Here is a 17,124-nt window from a genome sequence, read left to right as displayed (position 1 = left end):
AATGACGGTAACTGTTTGTTGTCAGTAAAATTTAGCTCTATGTTGCTACAGAGCCCTCAATGTTTCAACGAGTAGTAGATCTTTTCTGCCAGCGCTTGCGAAATACCCGGCACTTTTGCAATTTCCTCCATGCTGGCATTGAGTAATCCTTGCAATCCGCCCATATATTTAAGCAACATCTGCCTGCGTTTTGGCCCGACGCCTTCGATGGTCTCAAGCGTACTGGTGTTTTTTACCTTCGCCCGTTTCTTCCGGTGCCCGCTGATAGCATGATCGTGTGACTCATCGCGGATATGCTGGATAACATGCAGTGCCGGAGAATCCGGCGGCAGGCTGAAGCCCTCCCCTTCCGGTTCGAAGAAGAGCGTCTCCAGACCGGCTTTACGATCGGCCCCTTTTGCCACACCCAGCAGCAACGGATGGTTTTTATCCCAGCTCACATCAAGTGAGTCAAAGACCGCTTTCGCCTGCCCGAGCTGCCCTTTCCCGCCGTCAATCAGTATCACATCCGGGATTTTGCTCTCTTCGATGGCTTTACCGTAGCGACGGCGCAGCACCTGGTTCATGGCGGCATAGTCATCACCCGGCGTGATCCCGGTGATGTTATAGCGACGATATTCCGCGCGCAGCGGGCCGTTAGCATCAAACACCACGCAGGAGGCCACGGTCTGCTCGCCCATCGTGTGGCTGATGTCGAAGCACTCCATCCGTTTAACCTCCGGCAGCTTCAGGAGCGTAGCCAGTGCCGTTAAACGCTGGTGGACCGTCGATTGCTGGGACAGTTTTGTGGTAAGCGCCGTCGCCGCGTTGGTCCGGGCAAGTTTCAGGTAACGCGCGCGGTCACCGCGCGGTTTGGTCTGCACGTTAACCCGACGACCAGCCAGTTCTGACAGCGAATCCGCCAGCAGCGTTTTATCATCGAGATTGAAATCAAGCAGGATCTCCGATGGCAGCGTGCGCATCTGACTCCCCTGCAGATAGAACTGGCCGACGAAGGTTTCAACCACCTCACCCAGCTCCGTCCCTCCCGGCACTTTCGGGAAATAGCTGCGGCTCCCGAGCACTTTACCCTGACGAATAAACAGCACATGCACGCAGGCCATGCCGGCGTCAAAGGCAACACCGATCACGTCGAGATCGTCACCGGTGTTCGAGACGAACTGTTTCTCAGTGACTCTGCGCACCGCCTGGATTTGGTCGCGGATCCGCGCGGCCTCTTCGAACTCCAGCGCTGCACTGGCTTTCTCCATCCGGGCGATCAGCTGCGTTAATACCTGATCGTCTTTCCCGGCTAAAAACAGGCGCACATACTCGACCTGCTGCGCATACTCGTCTTCACTCACCAGCCCGGCAACGCATGGCCCCAGACAGCGGCCAATCTGGTACTGCAGACACGGGCGTGAGCGATTGCGATAGACACTGTTTTCACACTGGCGAACAGGGAAGATTTTTTGCAGCAGCGCCAGCGTCTCACGTACGGCATAGCCGTTGGGAAACGGGCCGAAATATTCACCCTTGGCATGTTTTGCACCGCGGTGCATAGCAAGCCGGGGGTGCGTATCGCCACTCAGGAAGATGAACGGATAGGATTTATCATCGCGTAACAGCACGTTGTAGCGCGGCTGATAGAGCTTAATATAGTTATGCTCAAGCAGCAGCGCCTCCGTCTCGGTATGCGTGACGGTAACATCAATATTCTGTATGAGTGCGACCAGTGCTTCGGTCTTGCGGGAGGCAAGGTTACTGCGAAAATAGCTGGAGAGGCGCTTTTTGAGATCTTTCGCTTTCCCCACGTAGATAACCGTACCGCCAGCGTCATACATACGATAGACGCCAGGCTGGCTGGTTACGGTTTTCAGAAATGCTTTTGAATCGAACACATCACTCACTGACTTAACAACGTCTCCGCATTACATAAACCATGCCGGATGGCCAGATGAGTCAGTTCAACATCACCATGAATGTTCAGTTTGCTGAACATGCGATAACGATAGCTGTTCACCGTTTTCGGGCTAAGATTCAGCTGTTCCGAGATCTCATTTACCTTCTGACCTTTGGTGATCATCAGCATAATCTGCAATTCACGCTCGGACAAACTGGCAAACGGCGATTCCGTTTTCTCGGGTTCGATCTGACTCAGGGCCATCTGCTGAGCAATGTCGGAAGCAATGTAACGCTGTCCGGCAAACACGGAACGGATAGCATTGACAACTTCCTGCGGCGCGGCACCTTTACTCAGGTAACCGGCAGCGCCCGCCTGCATCACTTTCGCGGGCAGCGGGTTTTCAGTATGCACGGTCAGCATGATGACTTTTGTATCAACAAAGGTACGCGCGATTTTGCGGGTTGCTTCAAGACCACCGATACCGGGCATGTTCATATCCATCAACACCACATCGGCCGAATTAGTGCGGCACCATTTTACGGCATCTTCGCCGCAACAAGCCTCACCAGCAACTTTAATACCTTTTATATCTTCAAGAATGCGTCGTATCCCTGCGCGCACCAGTTCGTGGTCATCAACAAGAAGGACGTTGATCAAAGGAAATGTCTCCAGAATAGGGATAACGCTACTGAGTGATAATTTGGTTTATATTAACGGTTTTCCTCACAAGATTAAAACGTTAAAAAATCGGCTATTCGATTTCGCTCTCGTTTTTGGAAATTAGGCTGTACAGAACGTGGAAAGAGAGCCCGCGCCACCAGGGCTTGTGCAGCTTTTTTTAAGCATCTGTATTCAAAAAGTTACAAAAAACCTGTCGCCTGAGTCCGTAAAAAAACAGTTCTTAAATTTTTGTAACAATAATTAACGGCAAGCGAACCGGGTATAAACAATTCGTCGCTATTAACGCCGTACAGTTTAGCGGCACGCGTTGTTTACGCAAATAAACATCCAGTGTAAAAGTACGAAAAACAACCGCTGCATTTTTTGCTGCGCCTTGTGGTATACTCCGCCGCCTTGACTTTCATCGTCGCGCACGAGCGCCGTTTTATAATGAGGAAAATAAATGAGCACACCTGAATTTGCCACTGCGGAGAATAACCAGGAACTGGCACAGGAAGTAAACTGCCTGAAATCGCTGCTAACGCTGATGCTACAGGCGATGGGCCAGGCTGACGCCGGTCGTGTGATCATTAAAATGGAAAAACAAATCGCGCAGATGGAAGACCAGGCTGAATCCGCGGTATTTGCCAACACTGTTAAGCAAATTAAACAAGCCTACCGCCAGTAATAAAAAACGGCTGGATGCGGTGCATTCAGCCGTTGCCTCGTCTGACACGCAGAACGTACTCTCTACTCAAATAAGCCCGGTCGCCGCCGCGTAACACGCGATCTGCGTCTTGTTAGGCGCATTGAATTTTTTCTGCATATTCTTCTGATGAAAGTTAACCGTATTCTCTGAGATGGAGAGAATGATCGCAATTTCCGCCGAGGTCTTCCCTTCTGCGGTCCATTTAAGAATTTCCCGTTCACGTTTGCTGAATTTCATCTCAGGCGGCATCACCATCTCATCTTCAAATCGAATCAACGATGTTAAGGCCACTTGCACCAGCAGTTGTAACCGCAGCTCTATTTCCTCGTGGTCTAACGGGCTCTCCAGCATGCTAGTACGAGAAACCGACAGAAAACCGAGAGCATGATTCGGCAGCATCAGACACTGCGTTATTCCTGTACGTAAGCCGTGCTCCCGTGCGCTATGCCATAATTCCTCAGCATCCGCGAATAATTCGTCAGTCCAGGGTAAATGCCCCTGGATGAAATTCTCCGGTTTTAACACCGGGTCAATGGCGAAATAATTCTTCGACTGATATTGCGCCTGCCACTGTGGCGGATAAGTGGTATGCACAGAAATCTTAGGCCGCGTAAAAGGCACGGGATGGCGTACGCAGAGTGCGTAATAATCGAATTCTAGCGCCTGAGTTTGTCGCTGAAGTTCCTGATATACCTCGTCGGCACAGGTCAATTTCTGAAACCGGAGGGAGCATTCCCGTCGCCAGGTGAAAAAGTCTGAATCCTTCATACTTACTAAATGAAGCCTCTGAAATGATATTCATTATTATGGTGAATATAACCTAACACATAAAACTTATTTCTAACTACAAAATATCGGCAACAGCACAATTAACTTTACGTTTGATAAGGTTTATTGGGCCTGAGCGGAATAAAAAAACACGGTGTCGGGCGCAGGGGGAGAATAATTTGCCCCAGATGAATTTTCTGGAGCAAATTAGTGCAAAAATTCTACTGCATAAGGAATTTTTCAAGGAACTGACGGGTTCGCGGCTGCTGTGGGTTGGCAAATAAGTGTTTTGCCGGCCCCTGCTCCACGATCCTTCCCTGATCCATGAAAATGGCGCGGTCCGCCACGTCACGAGCGAAGCTCATCTCGTGGGTAACGATAACCATTGTGCGTTTCTCCTGTGCCAGCTGGCGTATGGTGTTCAGCACCTCGCCCACCAGCTCAGGGTCGAGCGCAGAGGTCGGTTCATCAAAGAGGATCACATCCGGGCGCATCGCCAGCGCGCGGGCAATCGCCACACGCTGCTGCTGACCGCCTGACAGGCGGCGCGGGTAGCTGGTTTCTTTACCGGCCAGCCCGACTTTTGCGAGCAACTCGCGCGCGCGAACCGTCGCGTCCTCTTTGGCTTCCCCTTTTACAATGACCGGGCCTTCAATGATGTTCTCCAGCACCGTCCGGTGTGGGAAGAGATTGAAGTTCTGGAAAACAAAGCCCACATGCTGGCGCAACTGGCGAATCAGACCTTTTTGCTGGCTGATGGATTTGCCGGTATCAATCGTAATATTCCCCACCCGAATCGTGCCTTCTTCAGGCTGTTCAAGCAGGTTGATGCTGCGCAGCAGCGTTGTTTTCCCGGAACCACTCGGGCCGATAATGGCGACCACTTCACCCTGCTCAACCTCCAGATCAATCCCGTGGAGCACCGTTTGACCGTGGAATTTTTTCACCAGGTTTTTAACGTCGATAGCACTCATTTTGGATCACGCTCCTGGCGGTTAAGCTGGTTTTCGAAATAGTTTTGCAAGGCGGATAACACCGTCGCCATTACCCAGTAAATCAGCGAGGCCGCCAGATACATGGTGAACACTTCCAGGGTGCGCGAGGTAATAAGCTGCGCCTGACGGAACAGTTCCGGTACCTGAATGGTGGCCGCCAGCGACGTGTCTTTCACCAGGCTGATAAAGCTGTTGCTGAGCGGCGGAAGCGCCACACGCGCCGCCTGAGGCAGAATGGCTCTGCGCAGCGTTTGCCAGGGCGTCATACCGATACTGGCCGCCGCTTCCCACTGCCCTTTATCAATGGACGAGATTGCCGCACGCAGCGTTTCAGAGGTGTATGCCGCCGTATTGAGCGACAAACCAATCATCGCCGCCGGGATCGGATCCAGCTCAATACCAAACTGCGGTAAACCGTAGTAGATCATAAAGAGCTGCGCGATAAGCGGCGTGCCGCGAAACACGGAGATATAAAAACGCGCCACCCAGCGTACTGGTAAGACGGGTGACATACGCATTAAGGCCAGCACAAACCCGAGTACCAGACCGAAGAACATCCCGCCAATACTGAGCTGTAACGTAAATACCGCACCTTTAAGCAGGTACGGCAGGGAATCAATAACCAGTTGAATACTTTCTTGCATTATTATTTTTCGACCTGATTTTAGACATGAGGATGGTAGGCAAACAGCGCAGGTGCCCCGCCGGTGTGAACAAACAAAATCGGCCCTTCATCCTTAAAGCGCTTCTGTTCAATGCCATCGATAAGACCGGCCATCGCTTTGCCCGTATACACGGGATCAAGCAGTATACCCTCGAGGCGCGCCAGCAATTTCACCGCGTCCATCCCCTCTTCATTAGGCGTGCCGTAGCCTGGTGCAAAATAGTCGTCCCAGAGCTGGATATCAGCCGTTGCCTTCAACGCCAGTTGCTCTGCCACCGCCTGTTGTAAGGTGACCACTTTCGGCTTCTGGTACGCGACGCTACGCGATACCGTCACGCCAATAAGCTCGACATCGGGTAATAATTGCTCCAGGCCTACGGCCAGCCCTGCGTGGGTACCTGCACTGCCGGAAGCAACAACGACAGAAGAGAGGCTGACCGCTCCCTCGCATTGCTGGGCAATCTCCAGCGCACTTTCCACATACCCCAGCGCGCCCAGCGCATTCGAGCCGCCGACAGGAATAACGTAGGGACGAAAACCCTGCGCTTCCAGACGCGTCGCCAGTTCATCAAGTTGTGCGGTCGGGTCGGTTAATGCCTCGACCATTTCGACTTGTACGTTAAACAGATCCAGCAGCAGACGGTTGCCGTTAGTCAGATAGTTTTCTGCTTGCGTTCCAATTGGGTTTTCCAGCAATGCCACACAGTGGAGACCCAGCTTTGCGGCCACCGCGGCGGTCTGGCGGACATGGTTAGACTGAATGGCACCTGCGGTAATGAGCGTATCCGCGCCTTCACGCAGGGCGTCAGCGGCCAGAAACTCCAGCTTACGCAGCTTATTGCCCCCCATCGCCATCGGCGTTACGTCATCGCGCTTAATAAAAATATCGCGTCCTAAATAGTCAGAAAATCGCGGCAGATACTCCAGCGGAGTCGGCGCGCCGATAAACTCCAGGCGGGGAAAGCGCGTTAAATTCTGTAGTGACATGGGTTCTCCGGTAACACAGACTCAAGGTGATATTTTTCATTATGCACGCAGACGCGTAAGAAATAAAAAAGGCGCTTTTAAAAGCGCCTTTTTTTAACGTCAAAGACTTATTTCGTGACGTCTGCCCCGAACCACTTCTCAGAAAGGGCTTTCAGGCTGCCGTCTTTTTGCATGTCAGCAATCGCGGAGTCAATCGCTTTAACCAGGTCGTCGTTGCCTTTACGAACGGCTACACCGGATTCCTGACGAGAGAACGCATCACCGGCTACCGCCAGGGTATTGTTGGTTTTCTTCACCAGATCCAGCGCGGCCAGACGGTCAACCAGAATTGCATCAATACGACCTACGCGGAGATCCTGGTATTTTGTCGGGTCATCATCGTAAGTGCGGATATCCACACCCTGAACGTTCTGGCGCAGCCACTCTTCATAGTTGGTTCCCAGACCGACACCGACTTTTTTGCCTTTCAGGTCAGCGGCCGTTTTGATGGTGCCTTCGTTACCTTTCTTCACCAGCGCCTGGATACCGGACACGGTGTACGGCGTGGAGAAGTCATACTTCTTCTTACGCTCGTCAGAAATGGTCACCTGGTTAATCACCACATCAATACGTTTGGAATCCAGCGACGCCAGCATACCGTCCCATTTGGTCGGTTTGATGGAGGCTTTCACGCCAAGGTGTTTCGCCAGTTCCTGTGCAAATTCCACTTCAAAACCGGTGAGTTTACCGTCATCGCCCTGGAAGCTGAACGGAGGATAGGTTCCTTCCAGCCCGACCAGCAGCGTACCGCGCTCTTTCACTTTATTCAGCAGATTTTCTGCGGCGAACGTTTTCACGCTCATACCCGCGACCAGCGCGACTGCCATTACACCCATCAGCGCCTGACGACCCAGAAGTGCTAATTTCATAAATACCCCGATATAGTGGAATTTTTGAGTAGTGTAGAGAAATCACCTGCAAGGTCAAAGGCGACTGCGCTACATCTTATTCTTTTTTAATATATATCAGAAGTTGTTCCAGCGTGGGCTTTCTGCTTTATCACACCCGGCATTTGTACCTTATATTGTGCATACTTGCGCAGCGCAATGCGGTAGTTGTTGGTGCTGGTCGCAGGCAGCCACGGCTCAAGATTCTCATCCAGATAGCCGGTCTTCAGCAGATCGCGGGAGATGTTGTTCACGGTGAGATGTTGTCCGAGACGGCGCAGGCGGACGACATATTCGCGTACGGTTCCGTGGCTCATCTCCGTTTGTTCAAACAGGAATTGTTTGAAGCCGATAATGTCGAAGAAGTCGCTTTGCTCTTTGCAGTGGAGATCACCGCAGAAACGGCAAAGCGCCACCCACTCTTTTTGTTCTTCGAGCCATGCTGCTTCATCCATCAACGTGTCGAGGCGTGAAATCGCGATCTTATTAACGATTTCGCCTCGACGAACCAGCGTGATACGATCGAGTAACTTGTTACAGTGGGCGCAATGCGTCTGGCTGTGTTTAAAGTCTTTCAGGTAGCGGCTTAAAGGCCGTCTTTTAGATTGCTGCACCGTCATGATAACTCCTGGTTGTCAATACGTTGTGCGGCATTTTTCAGGTGAATCAATCACCTATAACTTACCCAGCTTTGTGCGTAAACGTTTAATGGCCTGGCTGTGCAACTGGCTCACCCGAGACTCTCCCACTTCCAGAACAGCGCCAATCTCTTTGAGATTAAGCTCTTCCTGATAATAGAGGGTCAACACCAGCTGTTCGCGCTCAGGTAAAGCCTCAATCGCTTCCATTACGCGCTGGCGTAAATTACCTTCCATTAAATGGTGTAACGGGTTTTCTTGCTGATGCTCATCCGTCACCAGCTCGATGCTATCGCCATGCTCTTCTCGCCACTCGTCATAAGAGAAGAGTTGGCTATTATTGGTATCGAGCAACATCTGACGATACTCTTCAACAGCAATGCCAAGACGTTCCGCCACTTCTGTTTCCGTAGCGTTACGTCCCAGTTCCTGTTCCAGCTGCCCCATCGCATGCGCCACTTCGCGCGCGTTGCGGCGAACACTGCGCGGCACCCAGTCGCGGCTGCGCAGCTCATCCAGCATCGCACCACGAATACGCTGAACTGCGTAAGTCGTAAATGCCGTTCCTTGCAGAGCGTCGTATCGGTCAACTGCATTCAATAACCCGATACCGCCCGCCTGTAGCAGATCGTCAAGTTCCACGCTCGCCGGCAAACGCACCTGGAGGCGCAATGCTTCGTGACGCACCAGTGGGACATAACGCTGCCACAGCGAGTGTTTATCCATTACACCTTCAGCGGTATAGAGTGAATTCACGATAAACAGCCCTGCGTTAGTTGAGTTATCGGCATGATTATCCGATTCTGCAGGGCGTTCAATTGGATGAATAGTGGGTAAAATGGGGGGTTATTTGCCTATTTCTTTATATACCGTGACTTAGGCACAGCATATAAAACCAGTTCGAAGGCCAGTTCAGGGTGATGTCCGCGCAGATAAAACACATAATCAGCACTGAGAGAGGCAATATATTGAGGAATTGTCAGGAGATCTTCCGGCTTATGGTAAAGACTTATTGCCAGTAAAGGTTTCCAGTCCTGAATCGTGCTTGCAGCGCCCTGCAAGGCTTTTAGTTCAGCGCCTTCGACATCCATTTTAATAAAGGTGGCTTTGCGCCCCTGCAGGATATTATCGATGCTATCCAGTTCAATGGTCACCGTGTTGGTGCTTTGTTCCATCAGGCGTGAAGAAAGTGCATTTCCCGACTGAAAAGAGAGAACGGTGTTTTCATCCCATACGCCCTTTTGCACTGGCTGACAAAATGGCCACTGGCGCGTATTTTCACAAAGTTGAGCATAATTACTGGCATCAGGCTCAAAGCCAATAACGCTTTCTGGCTGCGCGACCTGCTGACGGGCCACTTCTTGCATAAACGCCCCAATGCTATCGCCATTGTAGGCCCCGCAATCAATAAACACTTCGTTATCCTGCAGGCGGACAATATCTGACGGGAAATAATGTACCGGTTCGTATACCGCCTGGTAATAGCCACGGGTAGCACTTAAACGCTGTTTAAGAAATGCGACCAGCGTTTCCCGCGAACGATCGTCTTCCAGGCTCGCGTACAGATGTTCAAGAAGGTCCTTATGTTCATCACAAAATGACGGGGTATACCAGAGAGTTGTGCTGACGCCGATAAAAGCAGGATCAAATACAAGCACATTGGCGCCCCCCTGCCGAAGTTCTGCCTGCATCGCGTCACTAACATACTGCAACGCCACGATACAGTTGAATTCACCGGGTTGTTCAAGGAGATCTTCGATTGCCACAACCGGGAGACCGTGGAAGCTCATCCCTTCTGTAATATATTTTCTGTTAAGTGCGACTTTATGGAGCGGCATGTTTTCCCGGAACATAAATTCTGCCGTCATCTGCCCCAGACAGCCTGCCCCATAAAGCACAATCGGGAGCCCATTGGCTTGCATTGAGTTGATGCTCTCAAAAAAGGCGTTATCGTAACCCTGTAACTGTTCCAGTAATGTCATATAGTCCTCAGCACAACCGTTATTAACGTAATAATTCGACTTTGGCAGACGTCAGTGCGCTCTGCTGCGCTTTTTCGAGAAATTCCAGCCCACGGACGGCCGTATCGCAACTGAGGCTGTATCCCGTAGGTTCACCACGTAAACTGGCGGCAATATCGGCGTAATAGTTTGCAAATGCCTCAATGAATCCGGCAGGATGCCCTGCTTTGAAGCGGCAATAGCGGGGCTGGTTGGCCACCGTATTGTCTCCGGCTGTTCGGTCGATCAAGCGAATATTCCCATGTACATCAGCAAGATGGAGATACTCAGGCTCCATTTGCAACCATTCTGCGCTGCCTTCAGAACCATAAATTCGTATCCGCAAACCATTTCGGTAACCCAGCGCCGCTTTGCCGTACCAGTAATTACACACCATATCGTCGTCGTAACGGGAAACCAGATTCACCGTATCGACAACATTCGGGACGCGCGCAAACGTGCTGTTAATCGCATAGACATCCTCGGCACGTTTATCCGTCAGAAACTCCACCAGTTGATGCACATGGACCCCAAGGTCGAGGGAAACGGTCGGGATGTCACCATCAACGCGACGCCATTCCTGAGGCTGAGCCACACTGCCATCTTCCCGGCTGCGAATAAATCCTTCCTGAGGCATTTCCACCATGACATGCTGAATGCTCCCCAGTTCACCGCGACGTAACCGTTCACGCAATTCGCGTACCATCGGATAGCCGGTATAGTTATAGGTGACGTAGAGTTGTCCATTGATGTCTGCCACGCGCTGGGCGATATCGCGCGCATCCGTCACACTGGCGACCATGGCTTTTTCACTGATAACCGGAAGACCGTATTCAAGACAGGCCAGAATAATTTCACGATGGGCCGGGGTCGGCGTCAGGATGACAACGGCATCCATTTGTGCGTGCTGCTCTTCCAGCAGGGTCGCCGCATTCGTATAAATGGCTTCATCCTTTAGTCCCCATGCCAGCCCCGTCTGTTTGCTAAGCGTTTTATCGCGGCTAAAACATCCCGTCACCAACTCGAAATGGCCGTCCATTTGACTGGCAATTTTGTGCGTCAGACCAATTGCTGAATTGATCCCTCCGCCAATAAACCCAAGAGATAGAGGCCTGTTCATAGTCCGGTCCTTACAAAGAAGAAAAAGAAAAATAGTTTTTAAGCTGAGGCGTGTGGCTTGCCATGGCGTCAAGATCGGTAAACTCAGCAAAAATTAACCCTGCCCGATCCCCTGGCGCAGGGCCGATTTCATCGCCGGGTTGTTTAAGCGGTATCGCCTGAAGGATGTTGGCTGGCAGAGGCGCACAGTTAAACCCGAAGAAAAGGCTTCGATGAGTTGAAGAGACCGTATGACGGGCAATATTGCGCCGACGTGCGGGACGCCGGTGCGCCAGGTGACTTGTCTGTCCGATGAAAGGCGCAACAAATTCACGGCAATAATCGACGCCCGTGGAAAGCTCAATCAATTTCGAATAGAGATCGCCCGGACAGCGGCGTGTCACTTCAATCAGCCAAAATTGCCGTTCGTCAGCAATAAGTTGAGTATGTAAGAGTCCATCGACAAGGCCTAAGTCGCTGACAATGGCCTGCATACATTCACTGATTTGATCACGCATCGACTCGGTCAGATTGACACTCAGACAGCTGCTGTTCACTTGCCACGGATAGACTGTGCAATATTCATCGACAAAAAATTCGCAAGTGATTTCCCCCCCACGAATAAACGCCGAGTGACTATACAGCGCCCCCTGGCAGAACGTTTCAATGACACAATGTCCGCCCGCTGACGCAGCACGCGCGACGTTGACCGCCTCATCAAGCTCATCTGGCTGATGAATCAATGAGATCCCTTTTCCACTGTATGCGTCGACAGGTTTTACCAGTAGCGGGAAAGGCATCGTACGCGCCTCCTGCACGTTACTGGCAGCTTTTGGAATAGGATATCCCTTCTCGCTGGCCCATTTCCTGAAGCGGTCCTTGAGGAAAAGGAGATCGCTTACCTCGGGAGAGTCATAGCCGGGAAGGCCCAGCGCCTGCGCCACGCGGCAGCCAGAAAGATAAGAAACATCCGTCACACCAGGCGACAGCGCCGTGATTTTTTCCTGGCGGGCAATGGCCAGTACCGCCTCGCTGTCAGCGTAATTTTGCGCCCAGGTCGCATCGGCATATTTCATCCCTGCATCCTGGGCTTTACCGCTACAGGCAAGCGTTCGAAACCCTGCGGCTTTTATGGCCTGCTGTAATGGCAACGAGGCAAACCCTGCATCAAGGATCATCGCTGTAGGCATCATGCTCATACCGCAATCTCCGTGACTGGCGTCGGTTCGTTACCCTGCGCCTGTCCTACCAGGGAAGCACGCTTCAGAGCATTCACGACCCGATCCTGTTCTTCCAGCGTCATTCCTGGATAAATCGGCAAGCACAGCACCTTTCCGGCGATATCATTCGCAACGGGCAGATGTTCTTCCGCCGAAGTAGGGAAACCTCTGTACATGGCAAATGAACTGATGAGCGGGTAGAAATAGCGACGCGTCAGAATGGCATCCGCTTTAAATAACTCATATACCCCATCACGACTCATCCCGAAATGCGGTTCGATGAGCACCGGGAAATAGGCGTGGTTCCAGCTCACATCGTCGGGTACGTCGACAAACGTTAATCCTTCCAGCCCGGCTAACATTTCACAGTAGCGTTGATAAATCGCCTTTCTTTCGTCCAGTGCTTTATCAATATGTTTAAGCTGCAGAAGACCGAATGCAGCTTCCACCTCATTCATTTTGGCGTTAATGCCAGGAGCCACGATGCGGGTTTCACCAGCAAAGCCAAAATTTTTAAGGTAATCGATGCGCTGTTTGGTTTTGAGATCGTGACTTATAATGGCCCCGCCCTCAAAGGTGTTAAAGACTTTGGTGGCATGGAAGCTGAGTACGGATAAATCACCGTGATTTAAAATGCTTATATCGTTTTTGCGGACATTAAATGCATGTGCTGCGTCATAAATAACCCGTAAACCGTACACATCTGCAATTTTCTGAATTTTATCGATGTCACAGGGAATCCCATAACAATGAACAGGCAAAATTGCGGTGGTGTTAGGCGTAATTAATTCTTCAATGCGATCCGGATTAATATTATAGGTTTGGGGATCGATATCAGCGAAGACCGGCGTTAATCCGTTCCACAATAAGCTATGCGAGGTCGCAACAAAGGAATACGGCGTGGTGATCACCTCGCCAGTCAGGCGCAACGCCTGAAATGCCGTCAGCAGCGCCAGCGTTCCGTTTGCAAAAAGCGAAAGGTGCTTTACACCCAGATATTCCGCCAGAGCCTGTTCCAGCTGCTGATGAAATGGTCCGCCGTTTGTCAGAGTTTTATTTTGCCAGATTTGCTCCAGATAAGGGATAAACTCTTCCAGAGGGGGCAAGAATGGACTGGTTACGTAAATTTTACTCATATCCTACCTCGGTAATGATACCGTTAAATTTTGCCCACATGGCCGGCTTAGTTAACCCTTGCGAGTCAGGAATGCTGTTCAGTGATGAGAAACGCATGCGGCTCTTCTCCCCGACAATAAATTCCCCACGCTTCACGCAGCGCCCGTTCAAAGTTTTCTGCAATATTAAAATCTGGCACGTGATCTACGGGGATCCTGTCTCGCATCCCCAGTCGGATTTCAGCAAGTTCTGGAATACGTTGCCCCCAGGCGATTGCTCTGGAAATATAATCTTCCTCATCAATCGCAATAAACTGCTCCAGTCTGTAAGAACGCATAATATCGACGCCCTGCTGACACGGTATGGTCGGGCCATTCATGGTGATTGTCGGGACGCCCATCCAGGCGCCATGATGCGTCGTCGTTCCGCCGCTATAAGGGAATGCATCAAGTAAAATATCAATCTCATGGTGCATCGCGAGGTACTCATCCATTTCCACGAGTCCCCGGAAGAGCAATCTGTCGCGAGAAATTCCGCGCTGTTGCAGGCGTTTTGTCATGGCCGAAATCATTTCGGCATCAGTCATGTTACCGATTAACAGCCTGGCTTCAGGGTAACCCGTTAAAATAGATGCCCATGCATTCAGCACTTGATCGTTAATTTTTTTAGAGCGGTTAAAACTGGCAAAGGTAATATAACCGTTACGCAGCGCAGGTAATGGATTGATGTCCGGGCTGAGAGGATGAGGTTCGAAACTCTTGCGTGTCGCAACGAACATCGCGTTTTCCACCAGCTGTTTTTCAAGCTCCTGAGACTGCGCCAGGCTCGCCGAAAGAAGTATATAGTCCATCTCTTTCAAACCCGTCGTGCCCGGATAACCTATCCATGTGATCTGAATCGGAGCCGGACGCAACGCGAAAACAGGCAATCGGTTGTAGGCTGTATGACCCGATAAATCGAACAGAATATCAATCCCGTCTTCAGCTATCAGTTTCGCCAGTTCAATATCGCTGATAGCATCAACCTGACGCCATAGCGTTGCGCTCTGGCGAAGGTGACAATACGTGTCATCTTCTTCAAGGAACAGGGTGCTATAGGCCACCAAATCATACTGTTCACGATTGATGGCATCCCAATAAGGCAGAAGAAAATTCGCCACCGGGTGCTTACGCAAATCGCCTGAAACAAAGCCAAGTCGAAGCTTACGCTGAGGTTCTCTGGAATTATTGAGAACCAGTTTTACCCCGCTCTCTGTTGCCCAGGTTGCTGCGCGGCGGCCGTATTCAAGGTGCCTTTCCAGCAACGTCTCGGCCGTTACGCTAGCGTCGTGGCTCATTACAAACAGTAAATTACTGAAGTAGCCGAAATTATAATTGCTAAGCTCTACGGCCTTTTCCATAAAATAGCGCGCTTCTGCCATTTTATGGTTGTCACTCAATACAATCCCGGTGAGCCCAAGTGAACTGGGCCCCGGGTGCTGGAAGCGCATAATCTCCCTGCAGCATTTTTCCGCTAATGCCATATCGCCATAGGCATGATGCAGCGATGCCAGACTTAGCCAGTAATCAATATTTTTATTATTCAGACGAAGCAAGGTGCGGACAATTTGCCGTGAACCGTAGAATTCACGCTTGCGCTGCAACACCGTGGCAAGATCATAATAGATATCAAGGCTCGAGAAATAATAGCCCATCAGTTTACAAAGCGACGCCAGCGCGTCATCCCAGGCGGAAGTCAGCACGCATGTTTTTGAATAGCAGCGAAGGACGTGAATATTGTCTGGATTTTTTTCCATTAAATCACGAGCATACTCGCGGGCTTCTTTAGAACGGCCTTTTTGGATAAGGCTGTTTGCGCGCTCGTAGATAGCGTCCACGTCCGGGTCGGCTAATACGGGTTCGGCATTGCTCTTGATAAGCATTCCGCCCTGCTGTTGATCGACACTAAGCAACAACAACAGAGAAAGTTGCGATTTCAGTACGTCGAGCATGCCTGCACGCAGAAAACACTGCAGTTGCTTTTTCCAGGCCTCAGGCGAGCCGGTTAGCAACCCTTTAATTTTCAATGAAGAGTAGTGTTCCCAGTTCGTCTGCCCGGCATGCCCCCTTTCGAAGCGCAGATAATTCCACTCAGCGGGGGTCAATGAAACCCACTCTCCCCACAGGTTCATGATGCTTACATCGTTCGCAGGACACGCTGGTGGTAGCAACCCTACCGGTGCCAGTTCATCATTTTGCGCAGCGTTGTATGCCCCGGGGGTGGCACTCCAGAAAAATCCGTCAGCACAGGTCATAAACAGCGTTTTTAATGCTTCCCACACCGTCTCCTGATAATCCTCATGCGTTTCAGGAGCCCGGCAATTGAGCACAAGCTGTTCGAAACTTAAGGACATAGGCCAGGCATTGCCCAACAACTCCATGATCCTGATAATAATGGCATTGTCGGTACGCATGATCCGTCCATTATTATTTCTGAACACACGGGGCGCTTTTGCAGAATCCAGTTCGATCGGCATAAAGCTTCCGGCCCAGTGCAGGTTTCTCAGGAGGTTCAGATCCGGGTGAACCGGCGGCGAGAGGCGATTTAGGTGGCACAGCAAGGAAAAGCGTTCTTCGCGTTGAACGGCATAATCAAGATATTGCTGTGACAAGGTTCTGCTTGCCCCGTCGCTGACGGCACCCAGCAACTGTTCGATTCTCGGACTATAGAAGCTTCCCAGTTCCGACTGTGGCAGCAAATCGCCCAGGAACTGCAGACCGGCGAGTTCAGCCTGTGCGTTAAAATCCCCGAGGGTGCATGCCCCGTCACTCGGGCTTAAATAGGCCAGAATTAGCGCGTTATCGTCCATTTCTTCAGCGAGAAGGACTTCATTTTTCAGCGAACCCTCTTCCAGCGTGAGCAACATAAAGCTCAGCATGGCGCGGGCTGACGCCAGCAGGTCGCAGCCCTCTTCTGCGCGTTCAAGATGGAACCGCAACGCTTCACCCAACGTTATGCGCGCTATGCTGCCAGGCAGTACTGACCACTTAATGGCGATAACGCCGTTGGCAGATAAATGCGCCTGGCACCATGTCAGCAACGCTTCCCGTTCGCTTTTTCCAAGAAAAGCAAAGGTCTGATGAATAATGATGTAATCTAACTCACCCGGATCCGCGGCGAGCAAATCCCCTAATCCTGCAGCAAACAGTTCAACGTTATGACATCCCAGTTCGGCAGCAAACTTCTGCCCCTTCACGATCGCCTCTTCGTCAATATCGATACCCAGCGCGATACTCTCAGGATGCGCCCAGGCGTGCATAATCAGACGCGTTGCTGAACCACAGCCAATCTCCATGACACGGGCAAACGCAGGCAGTGGCGTGGTCAGATGATTAAGCACCGCAGCGGCATGAATGGTCTCGGGGCTGACCCGATAATAGGGGTACTGTGTCGTCACGTTTTTTCCAGATTCTGTTCTT

15 protein-coding genes are annotated in these 17,124 nt (G+C 51.2%); 1 reads left to right on the top strand and 14 read right to left on the bottom strand.

The window, feature by feature from the left end:
- Window positions 1-56: 56 nt before the first annotated feature.
- Entirely contained in the window at window positions 57-1,889 is a 1,833-nt protein-coding gene (gene uvrC / locus QE396_RS02790; RefSeq protein ID WP_014170707.1) for an excinuclease ABC subunit UvrC, read from the bottom strand.
- Entirely contained in the window at window positions 1,886-2,542 is a 657-nt protein-coding gene (uvrY, locus tag QE396_RS02785; protein ID WP_013096026.1) for a UvrY/SirA/GacA family response regulator transcription factor, read from the bottom strand. The genes uvrC and uvrY overlap by 4 nt, the downstream gene beginning before the upstream one ends.
- A 466-nt stretch (window positions 2,543-3,008) precedes the next feature.
- Between uvrY and QE396_RS02780 the strand changes: the two genes are divergently transcribed.
- On the top strand, window positions 3,009-3,233 hold the full coding sequence (locus tag QE396_RS02780; RefSeq protein ID WP_003859644.1) for a DUF2594 family protein: 225 nt from the start codon (window positions 3,009-3,011) through the stop codon (window positions 3,231-3,233).
- 66 nt (window positions 3,234-3,299) lie between these two features.
- On the opposite strand, the gene sdiA is transcribed toward QE396_RS02780, so the two are convergent.
- The 12 genes from sdiA to QE396_RS02720 all read right to left on the bottom strand — a co-directional run bounded on the left by sdiA (window position 3,300) and on the right by QE396_RS02720 (window position 17,102).
- A complete protein-coding gene (gene sdiA / locus QE396_RS02775) occupies window positions 3,300-4,022 on the bottom strand; it encodes a transcriptional regulator SdiA (protein WP_014170708.1) in 723 nt (240 codons plus the stop codon).
- A gap of 221 nt (window positions 4,023-4,243) precedes the next feature.
- Complete coding sequence (gene tcyN, locus QE396_RS02770) at window positions 4,244-4,996, bottom strand: L-cystine ABC transporter ATP-binding protein TcyN (RefSeq protein WP_014170709.1); 753 nt, start codon at window positions 4,994-4,996, stop codon at window positions 4,244-4,246.
- Complete coding sequence (gene tcyL / locus QE396_RS02765; RefSeq protein ID WP_014170710.1) at window positions 4,993-5,661, bottom strand: cystine ABC transporter permease; 669 nt, start codon at window positions 5,659-5,661, stop codon at window positions 4,993-4,995. Before tcyL ends, tcyN begins: the two co-directional genes overlap by 4 nt.
- A 20-nt stretch (window positions 5,662-5,681) precedes the next feature.
- Entirely contained in the window at window positions 5,682-6,668 is a 987-nt protein-coding gene (gene dcyD / locus QE396_RS02760; protein ID WP_309949858.1) for a D-cysteine desulfhydrase, read from the bottom strand.
- Between the two features lie 107 nt (window positions 6,669-6,775).
- The gene (tcyJ, locus tag QE396_RS02755) at window positions 6,776-7,576 is read right to left on the bottom strand and encodes a cystine ABC transporter substrate-binding protein (protein ID WP_020883350.1); all 801 of its coding nucleotides are present in this window, start codon (window positions 7,574-7,576) and stop codon (window positions 6,776-6,778) included.
- A gap of 86 nt (window positions 7,577-7,662) precedes the next feature.
- Window positions 7,663-8,214 (bottom strand): flagella biosynthesis regulatory protein FliZ, encoded by a 552-nt coding sequence (gene fliZ, locus QE396_RS02750; protein WP_014170713.1) that lies wholly within the window; start codon window positions 8,212-8,214, stop codon window positions 7,663-7,665.
- Window positions 8,215-8,268: 54 nt separating this feature from the next.
- Window positions 8,269-8,988, bottom strand: a complete 720-nt coding sequence (locus QE396_RS02745; RefSeq protein ID WP_014170714.1) for an RNA polymerase sigma factor FliA — start codon at window positions 8,986-8,988, stop codon at window positions 8,269-8,271.
- Window positions 8,989-9,086: 98 nt separating this feature from the next.
- On the bottom strand, window positions 9,087-10,214 hold the full coding sequence (locus tag QE396_RS02740; protein WP_047366322.1) for an FkbM family methyltransferase: 1,128 nt from the start codon (window positions 10,212-10,214) through the stop codon (window positions 9,087-9,089).
- 22 nt (window positions 10,215-10,236) lie between these two features.
- The gene (locus QE396_RS02735) at window positions 10,237-11,352 is read right to left on the bottom strand and encodes a Gfo/Idh/MocA family protein (protein WP_050595746.1); all 1,116 of its coding nucleotides are present in this window, start codon (window positions 11,350-11,352) and stop codon (window positions 10,237-10,239) included.
- A 10-nt stretch (window positions 11,353-11,362) separates the two neighbouring features.
- Window positions 11,363-12,508, bottom strand: a complete 1,146-nt coding sequence (locus tag QE396_RS02730) for an acetyl-CoA carboxylase biotin carboxylase subunit family protein (protein ID WP_230682138.1) — start codon at window positions 12,506-12,508, stop codon at window positions 11,363-11,365.
- A gap of 17 nt (window positions 12,509-12,525) precedes the next feature.
- Entirely contained in the window at window positions 12,526-13,686 is a 1,161-nt protein-coding gene (locus QE396_RS02725) for a DegT/DnrJ/EryC1/StrS aminotransferase family protein (RefSeq protein ID WP_020883346.1), read from the bottom strand.
- Between the two features lie 65 nt (window positions 13,687-13,751).
- Complete coding sequence (locus QE396_RS02720) at window positions 13,752-17,102, bottom strand: methyltransferase regulatory domain-containing protein (protein WP_268989678.1); 3,351 nt, start codon at window positions 17,100-17,102, stop codon at window positions 13,752-13,754.
- Window positions 17,103-17,124 lie beyond the last annotated feature (22 nt).

Source organism: Enterobacter sp. SORGH_AS_0287, assembly GCF_031453695.1.
Classification (GTDB): domain Bacteria; phylum Pseudomonadota; class Gammaproteobacteria; order Enterobacterales; family Enterobacteriaceae; genus Enterobacter; species Enterobacter ludwigii.
Note: the sequence above shows the minus strand (reverse complement) of the source record. Positions and strands in the feature narration are given on the sequence as shown.

Excerpts from the sequence above, each read along its gene's own strand:
- QE396_RS02780 (WP_003859644.1), top strand. The coding sequence starts at position 3,009 with ATGAGCACACCTGAATTTGCCACTGCGGAGAATAACCAGGAACTGGCA.
- sdiA (WP_014170708.1), bottom strand. The coding sequence starts at position 4,022 with ATGAAGGATTCAGACTTTTTCACCTGGCGACGGGAATGCTCCCTCCGG.
- tcyN (WP_014170709.1), bottom strand. The coding sequence starts at position 4,996 with ATGAGTGCTATCGACGTTAAAAACCTGGTGAAAAAATTCCACGGTCAA.
- tcyL (WP_014170710.1), bottom strand. The coding sequence starts at position 5,661 with ATGCAAGAAAGTATTCAACTGGTTATTGATTCCCTGCCGTACCTGCTT.
- dcyD (WP_309949858.1), bottom strand. The coding sequence starts at position 6,668 with ATGTCACTACAGAATTTAACGCGCTTTCCCCGCCTGGAGTTTATCGGC.
- tcyJ (WP_020883350.1), bottom strand. The coding sequence starts at position 7,576 with ATGAAATTAGCACTTCTGGGTCGTCAGGCGCTGATGGGTGTAATGGCA.
- fliZ (WP_014170713.1), bottom strand. The coding sequence starts at position 8,214 with ATGACGGTGCAGCAATCTAAAAGACGGCCTTTAAGCCGCTACCTGAAA.
- QE396_RS02740 (WP_047366322.1), bottom strand. The coding sequence starts at position 10,214 with ATGACATTACTGGAACAGTTACAGGGTTACGATAACGCCTTTTTTGAG.
- QE396_RS02735 (WP_050595746.1), bottom strand. The coding sequence starts at position 11,352 with ATGAACAGGCCTCTATCTCTTGGGTTTATTGGCGGAGGGATCAATTCA.
- QE396_RS02730 (WP_230682138.1), bottom strand. The coding sequence starts at position 12,508 with ATGATCCTTGATGCAGGGTTTGCCTCGTTGCCATTACAGCAGGCCATA.
- QE396_RS02725 (WP_020883346.1), bottom strand. The coding sequence starts at position 13,686 with ATGAGTAAAATTTACGTAACCAGTCCATTCTTGCCCCCTCTGGAAGAG.